Source organism: Streptomyces sp. NRRL B-1140 (assembly GCF_001280065.1).
In the GTDB taxonomy this organism is placed as follows: domain Bacteria; phylum Actinomycetota; class Actinomycetes; order Streptomycetales; family Streptomycetaceae; genus Streptomyces.
This window is the reverse complement of sequence record NZ_LGEA01000097.1, coordinates 122,977-129,506: the sequence shown is the minus strand read 5'-3', so window position 1 is coordinate 129,506 and position 6,530 is coordinate 122,977. Positions and strand designations below refer to the sequence as shown.

General features: G+C 68.6%; 5 protein-coding genes. 3 read left to right on the top strand and 2 right to left on the bottom strand.

Features of this window, described 5'->3' with window-relative positions:
- On the top strand, positions 1 to 1,398 hold a 1,398-nt coding region (locus ADK65_RS18435; protein ID WP_053671318.1), incomplete at its 5' end, for a lysine N(6)-hydroxylase/L-ornithine N(5)-oxygenase family protein.
- Between the two features lie 13 nt (positions 1,399 to 1,411).
- Here ADK65_RS18435 and ADK65_RS18430 read toward each other — a convergent pair.
- Complete coding sequence (locus ADK65_RS18430) at positions 1,412 to 3,208, bottom strand: bifunctional metallophosphatase/5'-nucleotidase (protein ID WP_053671316.1); 1,797 nt, start codon at positions 3,206 to 3,208, stop codon at positions 1,412 to 1,414.
- 162 nt (positions 3,209 to 3,370) lie between these two features.
- Between ADK65_RS18430 and ADK65_RS18425 the strand changes: the two genes are divergently transcribed.
- Both ADK65_RS18425 and pyk read left to right on the top strand, forming a co-directional pair.
- Complete coding sequence (locus tag ADK65_RS18425; RefSeq protein ID WP_053671314.1) at positions 3,371 to 4,087, top strand: SIMPL domain-containing protein; 717 nt, start codon at positions 3,371 to 3,373, stop codon at positions 4,085 to 4,087.
- Positions 4,088 to 4,254: 167 nt separating this feature from the next.
- Positions 4,255 to 5,676, top strand: a complete 1,422-nt coding sequence (pyk, locus tag ADK65_RS18420) for a pyruvate kinase (RefSeq protein WP_053671313.1) — start codon at positions 4,255 to 4,257, stop codon at positions 5,674 to 5,676.
- Between the two features lie 5 nt (positions 5,677 to 5,681).
- Here the strand turns inward: pyk and ADK65_RS18415 are convergent, their stop codons facing one another.
- Positions 5,682 to 6,470 (bottom strand): hypothetical protein, encoded by a 789-nt coding sequence (locus tag ADK65_RS18415; RefSeq protein WP_053671312.1) that lies wholly within the window; start codon positions 6,468 to 6,470, stop codon positions 5,682 to 5,684.
- Positions 6,471 to 6,530 lie beyond the last annotated feature (60 nt).

The following is a 6,530-nucleotide window of genomic DNA, read 5'->3' as shown; positions in this document are numbered from 1 at the left end:
CGCCCCGACCCCGACGCCCCCCGCGACCTCGTCGGCATCGGCATCGGCCCCGCCAACCTCTCCCTCGCCGCGCTCGCCCACCCGCTCGACGGCCTCGACACCGTCTTCTACGACCAGAACCCCGCCTTCGCCTGGCACCCCGGCCTGCTCATCGACGGCGCCACCATCCAGGTCCCCTTCCTGGCCGACCTGGTCACCCTGGCCGACCCCACCAGCCCCTGGACCTTCCTCAACTACCTCAGGTCCCGCGAGCGGATCTTCCCCTTCTACTTCGCCGAGCGCTTCCACATCCAGCGCGCCGAGTACGACGCCTACTGCCGCTGGGTCAGCGAGAACCTCCCCGGGCTCCGCTTCGGCCACCAGGTCGACGCCGTCCGCTGGAACCCCGAACGCGACGTCTTCGAAGTCGACTTCACCCAGCTCGACAGCGACGGAGAAGCAGAAGCCCTCGGCCGCACCTACACCCGCGACGTCGTCCTCGGCATCGGAACCGAGCCCTACGTCCCCGACCCCCTCAAGCCCCTCGTCGACGCCCCCGGCGTACCCGTCGTGCACGCCGCCGACTACCTCGAACACCGCTCCGCGCTGCTCGCCGCCGAACACGTCACCGTCGTCGGCATCGGGCAGTCCGGCGCCGAAGTCTTCCTCGACCTGCTGCGCAACCGGCCCGCCGGACGCGAGAAACTGCACTGGCTGGGCCGCACCGGCGCCTTCGCGCCCATGGAGTACTCCAAACTCGGCCTGGAGCACTTCACCCCCGACCACACCCGCTACTTCCACGCCCTGCCCGAATCCACCCGCGACCGGCTCGTCGAAGGCCAGTGGCAGCTGCACAAGGGCATCGACGCCGCCACCATCGCCGCCGTCCACGACGAGCTCTACCGCCGCACCCTGCACGGCGGCTGGCCCGACGCCGTCCTCACCCCCGGCGTACGCGTCCGCACCGCCGGCCGGGTCGCCACGACCAAAGTCGAACTGCACCTGGAGCACGACCTGCAGAGCAGCCGCTCCCGCCTCACCACCGACGCCGTCGTCCTCGCCACCGGCTACCGCGAACGCCCCCTCGACCGGATCCTCGCCGGCCTCGACCCCTACATGCGCCGCGACAACCAGGAGCGACCCCGCATCGACGAGGACCACCGGCTCGTCCTCGACCCGTCCGTCACCGGCACGGTCCACGTCCAGAACGCCGAGACCCACACCCACGGCGTGGGCGCCCCCGACCTCGGCCTCGCCGCCTGGCGCAGCGCGATCATTCTCAACTCCCTGACGGGCGGGGAGGCCTACGCACTCCCCGCCCGCACCGCCTTCACCACCTTCGGCCTCACCCAGCGGGCACACGTACCGCCGCCCCGCGAGGCACCGGCACTGACCCCGCTCGTCGACGACCGAAGGTGACGCAGCGCGCGGCTCAGAAGACGGGCGTGCCGTTGCGCGTCAGCTTCCAGTCCACCCCCGCGAAGACGGCCGGGTCGATCGACCCCTTCGCCTTCACCCAGCCGATCATGGTGTTGCGGATCTCCTCGGAGTTCGACCACAGCACCCGGGCCGCGGCGACGTGCGGGAAGTTCCCGCCGCCGTTGGCCCGGTAGTTGTTCACCGCGAAGACGAACTGCGCGTCGTCCACGAGCGGCTGCCCCTCGAACCGCACGTTCATCACCCGCGACCCGGCCGGCTTCGCGACGTCGATCTCGTACGACAGGCCGCTGACCACGTCGTAGTTGTAGTCCGGCGTGCCGTTCGCGTTCGTCAGCTTCGCCGGGTCCACCGGGGCGTCCGCCGCGGTCTGCACGTAGTAGTTCGCCGAGAACTCCAGGTACGCCTTCATCTGCGCGCCCGTCATCAGACGCGCCTCCAGCGTGTTCTCGAAGACGTACAGACCCGCCACGTCCCGGATCGTCACCTGGCCCGCCGGGATCCGCGCGCTGCGCGAGAAGCACGCCGCCTGCGACAGCACCGGCAGCGCGGCGTGCTCCGTGCCCGCCAGCGCCTGCTTCACCGTGTCCGCCTGGATGTGGTTGATCAGGTCGATGATCGGCACGTCCTTGTACGGTGCCTCGGCCGACGTCATCTCCGCCGCGTTCGTGCCGATGACCTGGTTGACGTACTCAACGACCTTCTCGTGCTCGTCGGAGAGCAGCTTCGTGATCTTCGGGTCCTCCTCCACCGTGTTGGAGTTGAGGACCTTCGCACCCACCTTCTCGACCTTCCAGCAGCCCTTCTCGAAGACCAGCTCGAAGTCGAACAGCGTCAGCCGCTGCCCCCACTTCAGCGGCTCCGACAGCACGACCTGCTTGCCGGTCTTCTTGTTGGTGACGAAGTACTGGGGAATCTCCGTGTGGGCGTGCCCGACCAGGATCGCGTCGATGCCCGGCACCTGCTCCGCCACCAGAGCGGCCGCGTTCTCGATGTACGGCAGCTGATCACCGTAGGACGACGTCCCCGACGAACCACTGTGCGCCGACACGATCACGACGTCCGCGCCCATCGACCGCAGCTTCGGCACCCACTTAGCCGCGTGCTCCTCAAGACCCGGGAACGTCATCTTCCCCTGCACGTTCGCCTTGTCCCAGATCGCGATGCCCGGGTTCGTCAGCCCCAGCACCGCCACCTTCACATCCCGCCCGAACGGCGTGCGCAACCGGTGCATGCTGTACGGCGCGAACGCGGGGCGCAGCGTCTTCGCGTCCAGCGCGTTCGCGCCCAGCAGCGGGAAGTCGCACTGCTGCTCGAACTTCCGCAGCACCGGGATGCCGTAGTTGAACTCGTGGTTGCCGAGCGCCGCCGCGTCGTAGCCCATGGCGTTCATCGCCTGCGCCATCGGGTGCACCGGGCCGCCCTCGGCCGTGATCGGGTCGACCTTGGCGTAGTAGTACGACAGCTGCGTGCCCTGGATGGTGTCACCCGCGTCGATCAGCAGCGTGTTGCGGCGGCCCTTCTCCTCACGGACCCGGTTCACCAGCGTCGAGACCTTCGCGAGGCCCACGTCGTTGTGGTCCTTGTCGTCGAACTCCTTGTCCGTGAAGTAGTCCCAGTTGAAGACGTTGCCGTGCAGGTCCGTCGTCCCCAGCACGGTGAACGCGTACCGCTTGGCACCCGGCTTCGCCTCGGCCGCCTGCGCACCCGGCGCCGAGACCGCACCCGCCAGCGCCACCCCCGCCCCGGTCACGGCGGACTTCTCCAGGAACTTCCGGCGGTTCAACGGCATGTCTGGCTCCCCTGCGGAATCTGTGAACGACGCGCGTAGATAACGCGCGTAGATTCTGACCCGTCCATGACCGGCCGCAACAGACCCGGCAGGTTGCGATCTGATGACTCGGCCTCCGGATCCAAGACCGTCAATCAGCCCAGACATGACAGAGTGGGGCGTATGACAGCGGCCACCCCAGACGCCCCCCAGCCCGCCGTCCCCTACGGCACGCCCGAAGCCCCGCGCATCGCCGTCCGCGGCGAGGCCCGCCTAGAAGTCGACCCCGAGATCGCCCGCATCGGCATCACCGTCGCCGCCCGCGGCCGCGACCGCCGCTCCGCCCTCGACGACCTCACCCGCCGCAACACCGGCGTCCTCGACCTCGTCAAGTCCTACCAAGACGCCGTCGAACGCCTGGAGACCGGCGCCATCTCCATCACGCCGGAACTCACCAAACACGGCCGCGGCGAACGCGTCCGCACCTACCACGGCAGCGTCCGCATCACCGCCGAACTCACCGACTTCACCGCCCTGGGTGAACTCACCACCCGCCTCGCCGACCTCGAACTCACCCGCGTCGACGGACCCTGGTGGGCCCTGCGCCCCGACTCACCCGCCCACCGCGAAGCCCGCAAGAAGGCCGTGCACGAAGCCGTCCAGCGCGCCCGCGAGTACGCCGAAGCCCTCGGCACCCGCCTCTCCGCCCTCGTCGAACTCGCCGACATCGGCGCCGAAAGCGCCCCACCGGCCTACCCCCAGGCCCCCGGCCGCATGCGCTCCGCCGCCTACGGCGGCGCCGCCGAGGACACCCCCGCCCCCCTCGACCTCGAACCCCAGCGCCAACGCGTCCACGCCCAGATCAACGCCCGCTTCACGATGGCGCCGCCCCGGCTGTAAGCACTCCCGCGCACCCATTTCCGAAAATGCGACCGAATATTTCCGCGGGCGCTCATCGGAGCGCCTCTCCGCACAATTCGACGCGGTCAATAACGCTTAACGCAACGTCCGTTGAGCGGCCATGCCCGGCCAATTCACTACCGGCCGGTAGCTCATAGGCTCCTTCCATGCGCCGAGCAAAAATCGTCTGCACCCTTGGACCCGCCACCGACTCGTACGACCGGATCAAAGACCTGGTCGACGCCGGCATGGACGTAGCCCGCTTCAACCTCAGCCACGGCGGCCACGCCGAACACGAGGAGCGCTACCACCGGGTCCGCAAAGCAGCCGACGAGACCGGCCGCAGCGTCGGCCTCCTCGCCGACCTCCAAGGCCCGAAGATCAGGCTCGGCCGCTTCGCCGAAGGCCCCGTACTCCTCGACCGCGGAGACACCTTCACTCTCACCGTCGAAGAAGGCGTCGAAGGCGACCGCGACATCTGCGGAACCACCTACGCCGGCCTCGCCTCCGATGTCACCACCGGCGAACGCATCCTCGTCGACGACGGCAAGGTCTGCCTCAAGGTCACCTCCGTCGACGGCCCCCGCATCCACACCACCGTCCTCGAAGGCGGCGTGATCAGCGACCACAAGGGCCTCAACCTCCCCGGCGTGGCCGTCTCCGTCCCCGCCCTCTCCAAGAAGGACGAGGACGACCTCCGCTGGGCCCTGCGCACCGGCTTCGACGTCATCGCCCTGTCCTTCGTCCGCTCCGGGCGCGACATCCAGGACGTCCACCTCATCATGGACGAGGAGGGCCGCCGCCTCCCCGTCATCGCCAAAATCGAAAAACCGCAGGCCGTCGAAAGCATCGACGACATCGTCGGCGCCTTCGACGGCATCATGGTGGCCCGCGGCGACCTCGGCGTCGAAATGCCGCTCGAACAGGTCCCGATCGTCCAGAAGCGCGCGATCAAGCTGGCCAAACGCAACGCCAAGCCGGTCATCGTCGCCACCCAGATGCTCGACTCGATGATCGACAACGCCCGCCCGACCCGCGCCGAAGCCTCCGACGTCGCCAACGCCGTCATCGACGGCACCGACGCGGTGATGCTCTCCGGCGAGACGAGCGTCGGCAAACACCCGATCGAGACGGTCCGCACGATGGCCCGCATCGTCGAAGCGGCTGAGGAGGACATCCTGGCCAAGGGCCTCCCGCCCCTGACCGAACGCAACAAGCCCCGGACCCAGGGCGGCGCGGTCGCCCGGGCGGCAGCCGAGACGGGCGACTTCCTGGGCGCCCGCTTCCTCGTCGCCTTCACCCAGTCCGGCGACACCGCCCGCCGCCTCTCCCGCTACCGCTCCCCGATCCCCCTACTCGCCTTCACCCCCGACCAGGCGACCCGCTCCCAGCTCAGCCTGACCTGGGGCGTCGAGACCTTCCTCGGCCCGTGCGTGGACTCCACGGACGCGATGGTCGACCAGGTCGACGAACTCCTGCTCCGCCACGGCCGCTGCAGCCCCGGCGACACGGTCGTCATCACGTCCGGCTCCCCGCCCGGCGTCTCGGGCTCGACGAACATGGTCAGGGTTCACCACATCGCGGAGTAGCCACGTCAGTACTTGGGGCCTACGTGGGCGTCCATGAGGGCGACTGAGGCTTTGCGGGCGACGGAGATGTTGAAGGGGTTGCCGTAACGGGTGCAGTGCGTCCACTCGACGCCGAGCTTGTCGAGGGTGTCGGTGTAAAGCCGCCGGATGTCGTCGGAGGCGTTGCTGAAGAAGTAGCGGGGATACTCGTAGCGCTTGCGCTCGCCGGCGACCAGGCGAGTCGTCCAGTTCGTGATCCGACAGCCGTCGGAGTGGATGAGTCCGCGGATGAACTCCCAGGGGCAGGAGTCGACGATGACCTGTTGCCAGGATTCGAGCACGATACGGCGTTCGTGCTTCTTGCCGGGTCCGTGCTGCGGGAAAAGGCAGTGCAGGTGCTTCGAGTAGACCTTCACGTTGCGGCAGCCGGTCTTGCGGACCCGGCAGACGGAATTGTCGGGGAAGACCGCGCGCATGGCGCGTTCGCAGTCGTCCATGAGCCCCGGCCATGACTCCGTGCAGGTGATCATGAGGTTGGGAACGCGGTGCGCGGAGTAATGGCTGATGTGTCCGTCCCCGAGATACAGACCTAGTAGATAGGCGTAGGCGGGCTCGTCCAGGTCCCGCCCGTCGCACCGCGGGCACGCGGGATCGTGGCGACCCGGACACTCGCCGCGCTCCGCCCGGTCCAGGTGTTTCCAATAGCCGACCGTCCCCAGCGGCACGTTGAGGCTGCGGGCGACGTCTGCGTTCCTAGCGCCGTCTCGCAGCAGGGTGAGTGCTTTCTGTCGTACGTCAGTGCCATGGAAGTTCATGCGGCCACTCTGGGTGACTCACGGTGACCATGAGCAGCAAAAAGCGGAGGACCACGCGAA

Bases quoted from the DNA above. Each gene is read 5' to 3' on its own strand.
- ADK65_RS18430 (WP_053671316.1), bottom strand. From the start codon at position 3,208: ATGCCGTTGAACCGCCGGAAGTTCCTGGAGAAGTCCGCCGTGACCGGG.
- ADK65_RS18425 (WP_053671314.1), top strand. From the start codon at position 3,371: ATGACAGCGGCCACCCCAGACGCCCCCCAGCCCGCCGTCCCCTACGGC.
- pyk (WP_053671313.1), top strand. From the start codon at position 4,255: ATGCGCCGAGCAAAAATCGTCTGCACCCTTGGACCCGCCACCGACTCG.
- ADK65_RS18415 (WP_053671312.1), bottom strand. From the start codon at position 6,470: ATGAACTTCCATGGCACTGACGTACGACAGAAAGCACTCACCCTGCTG.